Here is a 16,905-nt window from a genome sequence, read left to right as displayed (position 1 = left end):
CAAGCTACAAACAACCCGAAAGGCGACGACTCCTGCAAGCCGCAATCATTCTGCAATGCCATACTGCTATGTCATGCTGGAACGCCATACTACAATGCCCTATAATGATAATTTTCGCGCAGTCGTCCGTACGTTATGATCTATGTTGAACGATGAATAGGATCGATTTGAAGCGAACCTGGTGAAGTTGCAGCGATCTTCCGTTGAAATCATACAGGGACCGGACGGCAGAGGCAATGAAGGATATCGATGATCGCAGCAGCAGCGCAACAACATGCGGCACACTGGTAGTGATCACCTCTTGCTTTTGCTAACATTAGGCTGTCGACATGCAATCGCTTCCCTATCAGCCTAACTACCTAACAGCCTAACTTATACTTAACGGGTTTCCGACTCCGCTTCGTCGCGCTTCGTTTCTCCATCCGGCAGATAGGCATAGTTTTCCCGCAGGATAACGTCCGCGTAAATCAGTTTTTTCTCGTGCGCCGTTCCCGGATTTTGAATACGCCATAACATTTGGTCCACGGCCCGCATGCCGAGCAGCTCCTTGTTCACGTTGACGGTCGCAAGAATCGGATGGGAATGGCAGGTATTGTCGAAGCCGGTAACCGCGCAGCGGGCAGGCACCTCGATATCCAAATAACCTAATTGCTCGATAAGAAACTGCGCGTTGACATCATGCGCGCACACGTAAACTTCCGGAAGCTCGACAGGCTTAGGCTTGTAGTGCTTGAACAAGAGAAAGATGTCCTGGGCCTCGGGTCCGATCAGCATCGGATCCTGCTGCAATTCGATCTGACAGCTTTCCAGCGTCGAGCGGAATGCAAGCCAGCGATCGAAGTAGCTCTGCGCATCCTTGATGTTGCCGACGAATTGAAACTTGCGGTACCCTTTGCTGATCAGCTTCATCATCATCTGCTGCATGCTGTTGAAATTATCCGTGAAGATCGTGTCGCACGCGAAGACCGGATCGCTGTGGTCGACCATGACGACGGGAATGTCCATCTCCTTGATCTTGAGCAAAATTTGCGTCGTCACCGTGCCGATCGTAATGATGCCCTGGATGGCCTCCGGATTCAGCAGCTTGAACACGTTGTCGTCGGACGGCTCCGTTATCGTAATGATGTCCAGCCCGCGCTGACGCAACCGCGAGGATACCCCTTCGAACACGGGTCCCCAATAGATATGATCGCGATTCTGGTAACGCAGATTAGGGAACATGACCACGATCGTGCCGTCCCACTTGACCTCGTCGTATTCCTGCAATTCGCCCGTGAATCGCTGCTGCTGCTGCTCGTTGTTCTTGAAGTAGCCCAATTGGCCCGCGACACGCAATATTTTCTCCCGCGTCTGTGCGCTCACGCCGCTTTTGCCTGATAAAGCCCGAGAAACAGCGAACTTGGACACACCCGCTAAATCGGCGATTTCTTGTATTCTCACTTTTCCTCTCATGATGACCCGTCCGTTTCCCGTTTATTTAATCGTTATTCCGATCGTTCTCCCCCCCGTTTTGCCTCCGGCGCAATCGGGCGCAAAACGATGTGGTCCTCTTCGAGCCGCAGCAGCACTTTGTCCGCATCCTTGGCGCCGACCGCCTCCAAGTAATGCTCGGGCACTTGAATCCTTCCGGAACGATCCATGACGGCGTATTCGATATGGGTATCGAGCCCCGCCGCTTCGCCGGAAGTCTCTTCGCCCTCTTCTTCGTCCGTTCTTCGGATCATCTCCGAAGACGTCCGGCCGTCGCGGATGAGCACGACCCGCTGCACCTGCTTCGCAAGGTCCAAATCATGCGTCACGATAACGATGGTCAGCCCCAGCTCGGCGTTCAATTTGCGCAGCAATGCCATGATTTGATCCGACGTGCCCGTATCGAGCGCGCCCGTCGGTTCGTCGGCCAGCAGCAGCTTCGGCCGGTTGGCCAGCGCGATGGCAATCGCCACGCGCTGCTGTTCGCCGCCCGAGAGCTGCTGCAGCTTGTGTCCGGTCCGCGAGCCGAGGCCGACCGCTTCCAGCAGCTCGATTGCGCGCAGCCGCTTCTTCTTCCGGTCATGCAGCAGCATCGGAATTTCGACATTCTCTCTGGCGGTCAGGTAGGGAACGAGGTTGCGGGCTTTATTTTGCCAAATAAAACCGACCGTTTCGCGTTTGTAGACGTTCTGTTCTTTGTCCGTCAGCTTCAGCATATCTTGTCCGGCGATGGTCAGACGTCCCGCGGAAGGACGGTCCAATCCGCCGAGCATATTCAAGAGGGTCGATTTGCCGCTGCCCGAATTGCCGATGACGGCCATCATCTCGCCTTGATTCACCTGCAAATTCAAACCTTGCAGCGCAACGACTTCAACTTCTGCAGTTTTATAGATTTTAACCAGATTCTCGCATGTAATCAATAGCTAGTCCTCCCCTAGCTTGACAGCTTGATGAATATTCATCCGTTTCAGCAGCCAGGTCAGAATAACGAGCGCGGCAGCGAGCATGAAGCAGGTCGAGATGCCGAGCCTGAATACGTCCGCATGGTCGGATATGACCTGGAACGGCGGTACGATGCGGCCGGGATCGAATGACAGCTGGAACAGCGGCACGTAGATCTGCCCGGCCGCGAAGCCGGTCGCAATGCCGATGAAGAAGCCCGCGCCCGTCGTCAGCAGCTGCTCCAAGGTCATCATGCCGAGCAATTGCTTGAAGGAAATCCCCATCGCGCGGTAAATGCCGAATTGCAGCATCCGCCCCTGGAGCGACAGCAGCCAGAAGAGCATGAAGCCCAGGAAGCTGATCGCCAGCGATATAATGAAGCCCAGCGTCATGACGCCGTTGATCGCCATCCGGAACGGGTCCATGCGGCTCTCCGAAATTTTGCCGATCGTATCCTCGAATTTCTCGAGCTTGATCTGGCGTTTGTCCATCTCGTCCAGCATCGCTTGCCTGTTCGCGCCGGGCTTCAACTTCACCCACACGTCATACGGCTCCACGCCGAGCTCGTTCTGAATCGTATCCAGATGACCGACGATCAGCATCGGATTCCTCTGCTTGTCGTCGTTCTCCTTCGCGCCGGCGGCAGGGTTCGGATTGAATGCCGGGAAGTACGGCACGATGCCGTATACGACGAGCCGGGTCGGCCGGATCCCTTCCCAGCCGACATCGAGCGTGTCGCCGATTTTGGCGCCGTAGAAATCGGCCGCGGTTTGGGAGAGCAGCACGGCGTGCGTGTCCGGCGCGATCAGATTCAAATAGTCATAGAACGGATACGGCGTCAGGCTGTCCTTCATCCAGGCGGCACTGCCGAACGCATCCGTATCGATGCCCATCAGCTTGACTTTGCCGCTCTTCGTGCCGAGCCAGGCTTCTCCTTCTTCCTTCGTAAACACCTTCGCGGCCGTGTCGACGCCAGGCAGCGTCTCGATCAGCTCGAACGGCGGCTCCTTGTAGTGAATCTTGTCCGGCGGCGGCGCTTGGGCGGCCGGCTGGCCGGAAACCGACGGACCGGCCGAGCCGCCCGATACCGCGTCGTTCTCCCAATGCTGCCGCAGCACGATATCGCTGCCGCCGGCATACCGGATCTGATCTTCCATGTTCACGTTGAGCGTGCGCGCCGTGTTGGCGTTATAGATCCCCGTGCCGATCGTCAGAATCAGAAACAGCATCAGCCCGTGATAGATTCGGTTCCGGCGGATGACCAACAGCAGCGTCGTATAGTATTGCGGCGGCCACAGCTTGCGTCCCATCCGGTAGAAGATCGCCACGAAGAGCGGATACAGCCTCATCATAAGCAGGCCGAAGCCGAGAATGAACAGCGTCGGAATCGTATAGAGCAGCGGGTCGGCCGACAGCGATTTGCCGTCGAGACCGAGCTTGACCAGGTCGGTCATCCGCTGGCGGAATACGTAATTGCCGTACAGCGCCACGAGAATCAGCACGATATCGATGCCAAACAGCTGCCAGATCGGCCGTTTGCCTTCGCGCGCTTTCGCCCGCTTCTGGTCGACGATCGAATTCTTCGTCGCGACGAAGACCGGAATCAGGTTCAGCAGCCAGGCGGCCGCCACGGCGCCGGCCGCATACTTCCAGCTCTCCGCGTCCATCTCGGCCTGCATCGAGCCGCGGTCGACGAAGTTCAGGAAGGTGCTCGTCGACCCGAGCACGCGCGTGAACAGGACGCCCAGCCAGGGTCCGACGGCGAAGGCGGCGATCGCGAGCAAGCCGAACTCGGCGGCGTACATCAAGACGAGATGGAATCTCGAAGCGCCGCGGCTGCGCAGGACGGAAATCTCCGACTTTTGGCGTTCGACGAGCATGCTCGTTACCATGTAGAAGTAGAACGTAATGAGAATGAACAACGGCACGTTTAGCGACCAGAGCAGCGTGCGGAGCGTCTTCTCCCGTTCGCTGTAGGCCGTCATCGCTTCGGCGCCCGGCACGAGTACGGTCGAGCTGACCGAATAATTGAACTTGCCCAGCATGTCGGGCGCCAGATTCGTCTTCAGGTCCAGCATGAAGGCCGCCGTATCGAGGTTGAACTGCGCGTAATCGGCGATGGCCGTCCCTCCCACCCGGCCGATAATGACCGGATGCTTCGCGATAAAATCCGACTCGAACAGCTTCTCGGGCAGGAATAGCGTATTCTGGTCGTTCTTCAGATCCTGCATGCCCCAGAACGGATCGTTCAGATCCTTCTCGACGATGACGGCTACGGGCTTGATCCGAATCGCTTCCTTCACCTTCGGATCCTTGACGTCGTATTCCTGTCCGAGCAGCATGCCGAGCTGCGCGAGCGCGCTGTCCGTGACCATGACCTCGTATACGCCGTCCGTTTTCGCCGGCGATGGAAGCTTGCCGTCGATCAGCCGGACATGCTCTTCGATGCCGGTGCGCATGGAGAACTTGGCCGCGCGCTTCACCTGCGGGTCGACGCGGGACGGATCGACCGGCGTTAGCCCGAATCGAACCGTCTCGACCTGCTGCTGGTTCTGCGTGACATGAAGCAAGGGGTTTCCGACGATCCGCGAAGCCCAATAACCGTTGAACCGGCTCATGATGCCCGATTGAATCGCCGCATTGTCGGTCTGCATCGTAAACTGCGCGGCGATCATGCCCGGGTGCTCCCCGGTTTGTTCATAGCTGCGTTCCAAATCCTGCACGAGCATATGATGCAGCACGGCATTCTTGTAGATCGGCATGCTTGACGTGAGCGCGATACATAACAGCATGCCGCTGAACAAACAGATGACTAACCAATAATTTCTGGCCATTTTGCGCAGAAGCATGATGAGAACGGACATAATTCCCTCGATTCCCCCCGGTGGCTTACGGAAGAATTATTTTCATTCCTTCCGTAACGCCTTTCACGATCTCGTATTCCGTCGCGGTTGCGAGACCGGTCTCGATATCGATCTCCTTGCGCCGCTCGCCCTCCAGCACTTGAACGAACGTACGGCCGAAGTAAGCGCGAACGGCGCTCTTCGGAAGGACGATGACCTTGTCGCGGCGCGCCGCGACGATCGTCACCTCCGCATGGGCGCCGAACGAAGCGCCTTCGGGCAGTTTATCCAGTTCGATGTAGAGCGTCTTGCCGTATTCGTCGCGCAGCCGCTCGTCCGCGGTTTCCGGCGCTGAAGCCGGCGTCTGCGTGACTTTGCCTGCATACGACTTCTCTTTATAGGTGATATTCGCTTCCATCCCGATCTTGATGTCGGCCAACGCCGGATTGCCGGCGACCTCAAGCGCCAGACGCATGCCGTCCGGCTGCGCGACCGCCGCAAGCACCCGTTCCGCGTCGAAATGCTCGCCCGGCTGCAAATCGGTCGAGTAGGAGACGATGCCGTCCGTCTTCGCGCGGATAATGCCGCTGTCGGCTTTGGCTTTCGCTTTGCCGTACAGCAGCTCGGCCAGCTGCAGATCAAGCTTGGCGATTCGGATGTTCTCCGCGTCCCCGCCTCTGATCGCTTCGTTCAGCGCCTGCTTCTTGCGTTCGTACTCGATCTGGCGCTGCAGCAGCTCGACGTCGGAGCCGCCGTTCTCGATCGTTACGAGCACGTCGCCTTTCTTCACGGTCATGCCGGCCCTGACTTCCACCGAATGGATGACGCCCGCATCGGGCTGCTGATAGTACTCGATCTTCGTCGGCACGAAGGAAGCGGAGCCCGCGACTTGCTTGGCAATGCTTCCGCTCTTGGCATCGATCGTCCGAACGGCGGCTTGCGCCGGCTTGACGAGCGGCGGCTTCAACGGCGCCTGCTCATGCGGCAGCAGGCTGCAGCCCGCCGCGGCGGAACTCGCAATGAGCAGCATACCGAGCGCGGCCGCCCGCGCTTTAGACACGCTTGATGCTTTCCGAACCAATTCGTCCATCCTCCAGTGCATGAACCTGATCGACAAGATCCATGATGTGCGGGTCGTGCGTTGTCAGCACGACGCTTACGCCTAAGGTGCCTACCAGTTCACGGAATACTTCAATGATTTGTCTGCCCATGCGGGAATCGAGCTCTGCCGTCGGTTCGTCCGCCAAAATCAGCTTCGGCTTGTGGGCGATCGCCCGCGCGATCGCGGTACGCTGCTGCTCGCCGCCGGACAATTCCTGCGGCCGATGGTGCATCCGCTGCGCCAGCCCGACGAAGGAAAGCGCTTCCTCCGCCAGCTTCCTGCGCTCCGAAGCCGGCACTCCGGCGATTCGCAAGCCCAGCTCCACATTCTCGAATGCGCTCAAATAGGGCACTAAAGCAAACGATTGGAAAATAAGCCCGATTTCCTTCTTTCGCATCTCGTTCTTCTGTTGCTCGCTCATCGAATGACCGTCGCGGCCGCCGTAGAAGACCGTGCCTTCGCTGGGAGAATCCAGCGCGCCCATAATATTCAACAGCGTCGTCTTGCCTGAGCCCGACCGCCCTTTCAAGGCGATCAAAGAGCCCGGGTCGATGCAGAGCGACGCGCCTCGCAAAGCAAAAACTTTGTTGTCCCCCCTGCCGAATACGCGCGTTACGTTGCGGACGTCCAAAATCGGCACGCGGGAAGCTGCTAATCCACTCAAAACCAATCCCCCTTCTTCAAGCGGCATCGTTTCGGTAAACGCTTTCATTTCCACACCTCTACTATAGCAAACTGTTTGCAATTAGTAAATTAACTGTTTTGTAATTTTTAGTGTTTTTGTTATTGTCATTTTTAGGTGAACCCTAAATATAGGCTGGACATGCACTCGATTGGTTGTCATGGCGAGCCAAATAAGCCCAGGCCGTCCGGCCAGGGCTTACATCGACGTCTGTTCTTCATTATGACATTTCCTAAACAATCGCTAATCCGTTTTGAATAACGTTTGCGACCGACTTGTTTTGGCCGAGCGTATGCAGTTCTTCCGTCAACGTTTTCGCCAAACTCGCCAATGCCTGTTCGGGCGCTGCGATCTCCAGCAGTTCTAGCCGCAGCAGCCAGTCTTCGGGATCGATTCGGCCAAGCTCGCGGTGAATGCCGGCAATCGCCTGCAGCTGCTCCTCGGTTAACGCATCCGCGCGTTCTTCCCTTATTGCCGCCGCTTGCCGGTAGAGCGCTTCCAGCCTCGTAAGCGGTTGAGCTTGCTCGGGAATCGTCCCCGCACGGACCGTATGCGCGGCATAGTCGTCATAATAGGAAGCCGGATCGGCTGCGCCGGGATACGCCGTGACGATGCGCGACCCGACGGCCATGTCGTAATCGCCCCATTCCGGCTCGAAGAGCTCTTGCCCTTCGTACGTCACGGAACATGCCGCGAAAGTAATCAGGACGACCTGTCCTTCGGATCTCGCGATTGCCGTCACGGGCCCCTTCACGAGTATGCCGCTTTCGAACGCAAGCGCTGCGCGGCTGCCTAGGGATACGCCCAACTCGGCCAACGCTTGATCGCCGCATGCTTCCAAGGCGATGCCGCCCTTCAACAGGCCGATGGGCGAGCCGAAGCCTCGGGCATGCGCGTCCTTGCCCTGTCCATGCAATGGCCGGCCGCGCACGGTAAGTGCCGTTGCGCCGATCGTCTTCACGTAAACGGCCTCTCCGCTTTCGTCTTGCACGAGCGTCTGAACGCATCCCGTAACGCCGAGCCCGGAATTGTACGCGAACGTCGCAACCATGCCCGAGCGCTGTGCCCTGGTTAAGCTTTCCGTCCCGCCAATCCGATAGGCCATCGTGTCCGCCAGCGCTTCGGCGCCCGCTTTCAATTGCCCGAAGCTGTCGCAGACGAACAGCCGCTTCTGCATCTCCGTCACGATTTTCGGATGTTCCGTGCACGCTTCGACGGAGTACGGCAGTTTCGCTACCGCATCCGTGAAGCAGTGCTTGCTTTCGCCGACGGAAGACAACAGCCCTGCGCCGTATAGCTTCGGGTCGTCCATGGGGCCGATCAATCCGTATTCGACGGTTGTCCAGAACAGGCGGGACACCAGCTCCGCTTCCGTCGTTCCGGCGCTCGCCTTCTGCTTCTCCTCCACGGCCCGCTGGGCGGCCTCTCTCTCTTCCGGCGACGAAGCCGGATCCTCCATGACGATCGTCAAGCGCCGCAGCGCCTCGAACGCTTCCTGCTTCTCTTTCGCGGAGAACGCCTTGGCGCCGATCGCGCCGATCAGCCGGACGTACGAGCGGTAGTCCGCATCGAATAAGAGCGGCGCGTGCCCGGCGGCTTCATGGATAATGTCCGGAGCAGGCGTATACTCGATATTCGCCGACTTGCGGATTTCCGCCGCGATCGGCAGGATTCCGTTCGCCAGCAGCTCGTAGAACACCGCGCCCGGAATGAGCCCCTTGACGATCACCGCGCCCCAGCCGATCTTGGCCAGACAGTCGTTCATCTCCGAGACCCGGGGGATTCGCTCCGTGCCGATCCCGGACAGCGCAAGACCGTTCACATAGGCGTCATGGGCGGCATGCCGCAAAGCATGACGGTTCTGGCGCATGACATACCGCCAAACGGCATGATCGACCGGCGTATACCGTTCGTAATGCTGCTCGGCAACATAAGGCTGCAGATGAGGCGGAAGCTTTCTCATCTCGTTCGCTCCTTCCGCATGTCGCGTTTGATTCAAGTCCTGACGCGCGCCGGTACGATCCTCCCGCTCACTTCGCCGAACCCGATCCGGTAGCCGTCGCCCTGACACCAGCCGGACATGACGATCCGGTCGCCGTCTTCGAGCCATACCCGTTCCTCGCCGCCGCTCATGCGGAGCGGCTCCGTGCCGCGCCACGTCAACTCCAGCATGCAGCCCCGCGATTCCCGCCGCTCGCCGCTGATCGTGCCGGAAGCAAGCAGATCGCCCGGCCGCAAATTGCAGCCGCCCGCCGTATGATGCGCGACCTGTTGGCCGATCGTCCAATACAAGTGACGGTAATTGCTGTTCGCAATCATTTCGGCGTTCGCCATCGCTTCGCTTTGCAAGGACACCGCGAGTTCAATATTGAACGTACTCGAGTCCGGCTGTCCCGGGCTCAGATACGGCAACGGCGCCGGTTCCTGCCGCTGCGCGGGGATGCGAAACGGCTCGAGCGCTTCGAGCGGGACGACCCAAGGCGAGATCGAAGTGGCGAAGCTCTTGCCGAGGAACGGGCCGAGCGGCTGATACTCCCAGGCTTGAATGTCCCTCGCGCTCCAATCGTTGACGAGAACGAGGCCGAACAGATGACCCTCGGCTTCTTCGATCGGGATCGGCTGGCCGAGCTCGTTGCCGGTTCCGATCAGCCAGCCCATTTCCAGTTCGAAGTCGAGCTGGCGGGTCGGTCCGAACGCCGGGGCCGCGGCATCCGGCAGCTTCAACTGGCCTTGCGGGCGGCGAACGTCCGTACCGCTGACGACGATCGAGCTGGCTCGCCCGTGATAGCCGACGGGCAGATGGAGCCAGTTCGGCATCAGCGCATTGTCCTTGCCGCGGAACAGCGTGCCTACGTTCGCCGCATGCGCTTTGGACGCGTAGAAATCGGTATAATCGCCGATTTCGGCGGGCAGCAGCAGCTCGACTTCGCTGAGCGGATGCAGCGCGCGCTCCTTCAGCGCATCGTTGTCCCGCAGCGAAGGCTCATCCGCGCCGAGCAGACGGGCAACCGCGGCGCGCAGCTCGCTCCACGCCCGGCGGCCCAGCGCCATGAACGCATTCAGCGACGGCTTCGCAAAGACGCCCCGGCCGGCGGCAGCCGTCCCTTCGAAGCAGCCAGCTTCATCCAGCGCCGCCAGATCGAGCACATAGCGGCCGATCGCAACCCCGATTCGCGGCGAGCCTTCCTGCTTCGGACGGAAGACCCCGTAGGGCAAATTCTGGATCGGAAAATGCGAATCCGGCTCGACGTCGATAAAGGAACGTAAAATCGAACGCGATGCTGGTTGCGATGACGAATGCGATTCTGGTTGCGATGATAGTTGCGATTCTGGTTGCGATGATAGTTGCGATTCTGGTCGGAATGATAATTGCGATTCTGGTCGCGGTGATAGTCGCGTTGATTGTCGCGATGATGAATGCGATGTCGAACGGGAAGTCGTATTCGATGATTGTCGCGATGGATGCGTCACGCGAATCAGCTCCTTTGCCCGAGTAGTCCAAGCGCCCGCAGCTCATCGCGCGGCTCGTCGAAGCTGCAGCTGCCGTAAGCGATGAGCGCGCTGGCGCGGTACTCGCCCATTTCCGCCGAAGACACGAAGAGCTGCTTCCAACGAAGCCCCTCGGCCGAGAACCGGAAATGCTCCGGGTCTTCGTCGGCGAGGATCTCCGCGATGCCAGGCAGGTCCAGCGCATGCGCGCGAGCCAGCATGCCCGCGGCGAATACGTTGAGGAATCCGTGCATCTTCGCGTTCGCTTCCGGACGGAACATACGGACCGGATGATGGAGACCGGCCGTGAATTTGAGCGCGATCTCCCTGTCTCTGCACGCCGCGAGCACGAACGCCGCCTGATCCGGAGTCGGAAACGCATCCGCCGCGACGCCGCCTGTCCGCAGCTTCACGCCGAGCTTCGCTTCGCGATCCGCGTTGCAGGCGGCAACGCGGTCGAGCGCCGAGATCAGGTTATGCGCCCAGCCCGCATCGCGAACGTATGTCATTTCGCAGTACGCGCGCAAGCCGTGCGCGGCCGTATCGTTAGCGATCGCTTCCAGAAGCTCCGCCCCGATCGCAGCCTGCGGCAGCGGCAGTTCGATCGAAGCGACGGCCGCCGCTGCCCCGAACCGGCGCTCGAACGCCCGGATCTGCGTCAAGCATCTCGCCAGCTGCGTCAAGCATTCGCGCCCGTCCCCGCTTCCGGCGCCGATGACCGACAGCTGCAGCGCCCTCTCCACCGTGAACAGCGCCCGGTATGGGACGAGCTCCTCAAGGCGGGCGGCGGGAACGATGAAACGCCCCAGCATCCAGCTGTCCGGGTCCCGGCTGTAGCGGCGGTAATGATGGACGGCTTCATCCATGGACAGCCGGGCCGGCGGAAATAATCCCGCGTAGTCGATCAGCCTCTCCATGAGCAGCCGCACGCTGTCGAACATAGCAGCCTCACCTCGAATCGAATGGTGATGATTCTAACGGAATGAACGAATGGCTTCACTTACTTAATAACATTAATTTCGTTCCGGCTACGCGCCGGCTAGCGCGTATTCGCTCATTGCGACGGTAACAGGGCTTCGCGCGCCTCCCTGCGCGAGCTGCGATGCCGCAAGAGGCTGTCAATCTCTTTTAATTAACCGCATGAATAACTATCTTCGCCATCTATACTCGCCCATTCTCTTCGCCCCGCATGCCGGACAGCCTTCGGATCGCTTCAACCGCTTCGGGATTCTCGAGCGCCGACAGGTCGCCCGGATCCGTCGCCAAGTAGGCGGCGCGTATGACGCGGCGCATGACCTTGGCGTTGCGCGTGCGCGGCAAGGCGTCGAGCGCGTGGATCGCCTTCGGCTTGAAGGCTTTGCCGAGCCTCCCGGCGAGCCAGGCGTACAAAGCCGTCGTCAGCGCATCCGTCTGTTCGGCGTCCGGCAGCGGCCTGTTCGCGACGACGAACGCAACGGCCGCTTCGCCTTTCACCGCGTCCGGGACGCCGATGACGGCCGCTTCCGCAACCGCCGGATGCTCCACGAGCAGCGATTCCATCTCCGCCGGGCCGATCCGTTTGCCGGCCACGTTCAGCGTATCGTCGGATCGGCCCGTAATGTACCAGAACCCCGCTTCGTCCCGGCGAACCCAGTCACCGTGCACCCAAACATCCGGCCAACGCGACCAATACGCCGCCTCGTAGCGCTGCGGATCTTGCCAGAAGCCGTTCGCCATGCCGACCCATGGCCGCTTCAATACCAATTCCCCGACTTCGTCCGTCACCGGACGTCCCTCCGGGGAGAAGACATCGGCGTCCATGCCCGGAATCGGCGAATTGAAGCCTGCTGGCGCGATCGGCTTCAGCAGCACGTTGCCGAGGATGCCGCCCGATATTTCCGTGCCGCCCGAGTAATTGACGATCGGCACCCGGCCTCGGCCAACGTCCCGGAACAGCCACAGCCATGGCTCCGGATTCCATGGCTCGCCCGTCGAACCGAATACCCGCAGCGTAGACAAGTCGCAGTCCCGGAAGCAGGCTTCCCCATGCTTCATGAGGGCGCGAATCAGCGTCGGCGATATGCCGAGATGCGTGATCCGATGCTTCTGAACGAGTCCGAACAACCGCCCGGGTCCGGGATAATCCGGCGCCCCTTCCAGAAGCACCATCGCAGCGCCGTTGAGCAGCGTGCCGTACACGAGGAACGGCCCCATCATCCATCCCATATCCGTGACCCACAGCATGACGCTGCCGGGCCGGACATCCATCACATAGCCGGCGTCGAACGCCGCTTTGAGCGGGAAGCCGCTGTGCGTATGCACGATTCCTTTCGGCGCGCCGGTCGTTCCGGACGTATACAGAATCATGAGCGGATCGTCGCTCGTCATTGGCACCGTATCAAGCGAATCGCCATTCTTCATTGGCCCCGCATCAAGCGGATCGCCGCCGCTCATCGGTGCCGCTTCCAACGTTCCCCCGTCTTCGCCCTGCGTCATCGCCGTCCAATCGACGTCCCGTTCCGGACGCCAAGGGATCGGATCGCCGAGCCTGCGGACGACGACCGTCCTGCCGACGGACGGAGCCGCGTCCGCCGCCAGATCGGCTTCCGCCTTCATCGGGACGATCGTTCCGCGCCGGTAATAGCCGTCCGCGGTCAGGAGCAGCTTGCAGCCCGCGCCGGCCATGCGCTTCGCGACCGCGTCGGCGGCGTAGCCGGAATAGATCGGAATGTTGATCGCGCCGAGCTTGGCAAGCGCCAGCAGCGCAATAACCGTTTCCGGCAGCATCGGCATGTAGAGCGCGACGCGGTCGCCGATGCCGACGCCGAGCCGGCGCAAGCCGCGTGCCGCGCGATTCGCCTGCTCCGCGAGCTCGCGATAGGTGAAGCTTCGGACGGCCTCGTCCTCGCCTTCCCAGACGATCGCGTCGCGGTCGGCCGCTGCGGGATCGCGCAGCCATCTGTCGACGGCGTTGACGGCCGCGTTCAGGCGTCCCCCGACGAACCAGGAAGGCCGGCTGCTGCCGGCGGCCAAATCCATGACCTCGTCGTATCCGCGTTCCCAGACAATGCCCATGTCGCGCACGACCGCGTCCCAGAACCAGGCCGGATCGCCGGCCGACCGGCGGAGAAAAGCCTCGTAATCGTCGAAACCTTGCTGCTGCATGAACCGGAATAACCGCGTGCGTTCCATCTCCGTCCGGCTCGGATGCCATACCGGCTTGCTGCGGCTCATCTCCATGCTCGACCTCTCCTATCCGTCGCTCGGGCCGGAAGCGTCCGGCCGCGGCGCCCAGCTGTAGGCGTACCCGGCATCCTCGGCTTGCAAGGCATCCGCCGCCACGCGCAGCGGGCGGAACGTATCGATCATGACCGCAAGCTCGTCGGTCGCCTGCTTGCCGATGCTCGCTTCCGCTCTGCCGGGATGAGGCCCATGGGGAATGCCTGCGGGATGAAGCGTTATGGACGCTTCCTCGATCCCTTTGCGGCTGCCGAATCGGCCCTTCACGTAATAGAGCACCTCGTCGCTGTCGACGTTGCCGTGCGCATACGGGGCGGGAATCGCATCCGGGTGATAGTCGTACAGGCGAGGACAGAAGGAGCAGACGACGAACCGTTCGCTCTCGAACGTCTGATGAATCGGCGGCGGCATATGGATGCGGCCCGTGATCGGCTCGAAATCATGAATATTCAAGATCCACGGGTACAGATATCCGTCCCAGCCGACCACGTCCAGCGGATGGTGCGCCAGCGCGTGAGCGTGCATATAACCGCCTTTACGGACGCGCACCTCGAACTCGCCGGTCTCCGTAACCGTTTCCAATAACGAGGGGACGCGGATATCCCGCTCGCAGTACGGACTGTGCTCCAGCAGCTGGCCGTGTTCGTTGCGGTAACGCTTCGGCGTTGCGATCCAGCTGTTACTCTCCACGACGAGAAACCTCGATCCGCCCGCGAGCTCGCCTGCGCCGGTCGCCCTGCTCGGGTCAAGCTCCGCGGCCGCATCTCCCGCTTCGCCCGCTCCCGTATCCGGAATGACCCTGTAGATCGTCCCGATCGGCAGCACGATATAATCGCCCGGCCGGTAACGCAGGACGCCGAACATCGTTTCGATCGTGCCCGTCCCTTCATGGACGAACAGCAATTCGTCGCCGTCTCCGTTGCGATAGTAATAATCCATCGGCTGCGTGACGCGGGCGACGCCGATCAGCAGATCGTCGTTGCCTAACACGTACTGCCGGCCGGCGACGGCGTCGCCTTCCGCGGTCAATCCGTTCGTGCGAAAATGCCGGTGCCTCAGCGCGCCTTGCGGTTCGAATGCAGGCCTGCATGCGGACAATAACCGCGCCCGCGCGACGGCTGTCGGGGGATTGCGGTGGTAGAGGATCGACTGCACCCCCGAGAACCCCTTCGTTCCCATCACCTGCTCCCGGTACAGCTCTCCGTCAGGCCGGCGGAATTGCGTATGCCGCTTCGGCGGAATCGTCCCCGCCGCATGATAGAACGGCATCGGCGCCCGCCCCCTTTCCTCTGCGTCTTCGCCTTCACCTACAAGTTGCCCCGGCGCGCCTGCTCCCGTTCGATCGACTCGAACAGCGCCTTGAAATTGCCTTCCCCGAAGCCGACGGCCCCTTTGCGCTGAATGATTTCCATGAACAGCGTCGGCCGATCCACGACCGGCTTGGTGAAGATTTGGAGCAGATAGCCTTCGTCGTCGCGGTCGACCAGAATATTCAGCTCCCGCAGCTTGGCAAGCTCCTCGTCGATTTCGCCCACGCGATCCGGGAGCATCTCGTAATAGCTGTCCGGCGTGCTCAAGAATTCGATCCCGTTCTGCTGAAGCGCCGTCACCGTAGCAACGATGTCGTTCGTCAGGATGGCAATATGCTGCACGCCCGCGCCGTGATGGTAATCGAGGAACTCCTGGATTTGCGATTTGCGCTTGCCGCCCGCCGGCTCGTTGATCGGAAACTTGATGCGTCCGCCGCTGAACATGACTTTCGACATGAGCGCCGAATATTCGGTCGAAATGTCCTTGTCGTCGAAGTGGATCATCTGCCTGAAGCCCATCACCTGCTCGTAATAGCTCACCCACTCTTCCATCCGCTCGACGTTGCCGACCACATGGTCGAAGCCGATCAAGCCCGTGGGCTGATGCGGTAAATGCCAGTCGCAAGCCGCATACTTCGGCAAAAACAAGCCGGTGTAGCGGCTGCGGTCGATCAGCGTATGCACCGTATCGCCGTATGTGCCGATGACCGCCATCGTCACCGTGCCGTCGCGATCCGCAACCTCCTTCGGCGCCATCACCGGAATGCCGCCCCGGGCCACCGCTTCGCGATAGGCCTTCTCCACGTCATCGATTCGCATCGCGATGTCCTTCACGCCGTCGCCGTGCTTCTTGACGAAGTCCGCGACCGGATGGTCGGGCGACAACGAGCCGGTCACGACGAACCGCGCTTGCTGCTGCTCCAACACGTAGGAGACTTGCGCGGACTCGCCGGTTTCCAGACCTGCGTAGGCCGTCACGCGAAACCCGAACCCTTTGCTAAGATAATGCGCCGCTTGCTTGGCATTGCCGACGTACAGCGCAATATGATCAATTCCCCGGACCGGGAAGAAATCGGAGGCGCGCTGGTCGATCCGCCGCTGCTTCTTCATGCTGTCTCACCCTTTTTCGCCAATACTTGCGTTCCTCGCCCGCAGCGCTTGCGGTTGCTGTCGAAGGCGCTGTATTTATACCTATTCAGCCGCAGGCCGAAGTATCCGTGTCGGAACTTGGACGCAACGAAAAAGAGCTGCCCTCCGGCAAGCTCTTCGGATTGTAGAGCAACCCACGTTTTTAACGTAAGTCTCTCTTTGTATGTTCGGTGCACCAGATCCGCAATGGAAACCCGCTCGTAGTGCTATTGTTTATCGCGATTAGAACGTAACATGAAAGGCATCATCCGTTCAGTATAAGCTACTTATCTTGCGCCATATTTACGCGGTGTCGCATAAAATGAATTAGACAATGAAATGGCTGTCGAGATATTCTCGACAGCCTGAGAAGGGTACTGCGTCATATAGTACCCTTCAGATTATTGAGCAATGAGCAATATACGCTGCTTCGAGCAGGCTCGCGGCAAACCGCGCCTTGGAGCACGAAGGGATCCTGTTGGCGCTTCGCCGGCGCGGCATGGACTGCCGTGACCGTATTGAACCAGCCGGCTTCATGAAGGCCGGTTCAAGGTGCGTCCGTCGATGCAAGGAAACGGACAGGAGATCCGCTATTCGCTGCTTGATGACGTTTTTTCGTGCGCTCGCGGACAGGAGATCCGTTAAATCGGCTGATTAGCCTGTTTTCGGTGTCATTCGGGGACATTAACGCAGTAGCCTTGCAAAGAACCTTACACCTGC

General features: G+C 60.1%; 12 protein-coding genes. 1 reads left to right on the top strand and 11 read right to left on the bottom strand.

The annotated features are described in order from the left end of the window. Window positions 1–378: 378 nt before the first annotated feature. The 7 genes from GXP70_RS13765 to fahA all read right to left on the bottom strand — a co-directional run bounded on the left by GXP70_RS13765 (window position 379) and on the right by fahA (window position 10,255). Window positions 379–1,452, bottom strand: coding sequence for a LacI family DNA-binding transcriptional regulator (locus GXP70_RS13765; RefSeq protein ID WP_162357345.1), 1,074 nt, complete (start codon window positions 1,450–1,452; stop codon window positions 379–381). Window positions 1,453–1,484: 32 nt separating this feature from the next. Next, on the bottom strand, window positions 1,485–2,390 hold the full coding sequence (locus tag GXP70_RS13760) for an ATP-binding cassette domain-containing protein (protein WP_162357344.1): 906 nt from the start codon (window positions 2,388–2,390) through the stop codon (window positions 1,485–1,487). A gap of 3 nt (window positions 2,391–2,393) precedes the next feature. Next, window positions 2,394–5,276, bottom strand: coding sequence for an ABC transporter permease (locus GXP70_RS13755; RefSeq protein ID WP_162357343.1), 2,883 nt, complete (start codon window positions 5,274–5,276; stop codon window positions 2,394–2,396). Window positions 5,277–5,301: 25 nt separating this feature from the next. Beyond that, window positions 5,302–6,315, bottom strand: a complete 1,014-nt coding sequence (locus tag GXP70_RS13750; RefSeq protein WP_162357342.1) for an efflux RND transporter periplasmic adaptor subunit — start codon at window positions 6,313–6,315, stop codon at window positions 5,302–5,304. Further along, entirely contained in the window at window positions 6,308–7,048 is a 741-nt protein-coding gene (locus GXP70_RS13745; RefSeq protein ID WP_162360468.1) for an ABC transporter ATP-binding protein, read from the bottom strand. Before GXP70_RS13745 ends, GXP70_RS13750 begins: the two co-directional genes overlap by 8 nt. A 223-nt stretch (window positions 7,049–7,271) precedes the next feature. Continuing rightward, window positions 7,272–9,002, bottom strand: a complete 1,731-nt coding sequence (locus GXP70_RS13740) for an aromatic amino acid hydroxylase (RefSeq protein ID WP_162357341.1) — start codon at window positions 9,000–9,002, stop codon at window positions 7,272–7,274. A 32-nt stretch (window positions 9,003–9,034) separates the two neighbouring features. Continuing rightward, entirely contained in the window at window positions 9,035–10,255 is a 1,221-nt protein-coding gene (gene fahA, locus GXP70_RS13735) for a fumarylacetoacetase (protein WP_263864113.1), read from the bottom strand. 74 nt (window positions 10,256–10,329) lie between these two features. Between fahA and GXP70_RS13730 the strand changes: the two genes are divergently transcribed. Next, entirely contained in the window at window positions 10,330–10,536 is a 207-nt protein-coding gene (locus GXP70_RS13730) for a hypothetical protein (protein WP_162354582.1), read from the top strand. On the opposite strand, the gene GXP70_RS13725 is transcribed toward GXP70_RS13730, so the two are convergent. The 4 genes from GXP70_RS13725 to hppD all read right to left on the bottom strand — a co-directional run bounded on the left by GXP70_RS13725 (window position 10,516) and on the right by hppD (window position 16,167). Beyond that, window positions 10,516–11,469: a hypothetical protein gene (locus GXP70_RS13725; RefSeq protein WP_162357340.1), complete on the bottom strand. Its 954-nt coding sequence runs from the start codon at window positions 11,467–11,469 to the stop codon at window positions 10,516–10,518. The genes GXP70_RS13730 and GXP70_RS13725 overlap by 21 nt on opposite strands. A gap of 220 nt (window positions 11,470–11,689) precedes the next feature. Next, window positions 11,690–13,741: an AMP-binding protein gene (locus tag GXP70_RS13720; protein ID WP_162360466.1), complete on the bottom strand. Its 2,052-nt coding sequence runs from the start codon at window positions 13,739–13,741 to the stop codon at window positions 11,690–11,692. 18 nt (window positions 13,742–13,759) lie between these two features. After that, complete coding sequence (locus tag GXP70_RS13715) at window positions 13,760–15,016, bottom strand: homogentisate 1,2-dioxygenase (RefSeq protein ID WP_162357339.1); 1,257 nt, start codon at window positions 15,014–15,016, stop codon at window positions 13,760–13,762. Window positions 15,017–15,054: 38 nt separating this feature from the next. Then, window positions 15,055–16,167, bottom strand: coding sequence for a 4-hydroxyphenylpyruvate dioxygenase (gene hppD, locus GXP70_RS13710; RefSeq protein ID WP_162357338.1), 1,113 nt, complete (start codon window positions 16,165–16,167; stop codon window positions 15,055–15,057). Between the last annotated feature and the right edge of the window lie 738 nt (window positions 16,168–16,905).

The organism is Paenibacillus lycopersici, from assembly GCF_010119935.1.
GTDB lineage: Bacteria > Bacillota > Bacilli > Paenibacillales > Paenibacillaceae > Paenibacillus_Z > Paenibacillus_Z lycopersici.
Note: the sequence above shows the minus strand (reverse complement) of the source record. Positions and strands in the feature narration are given on the sequence as shown.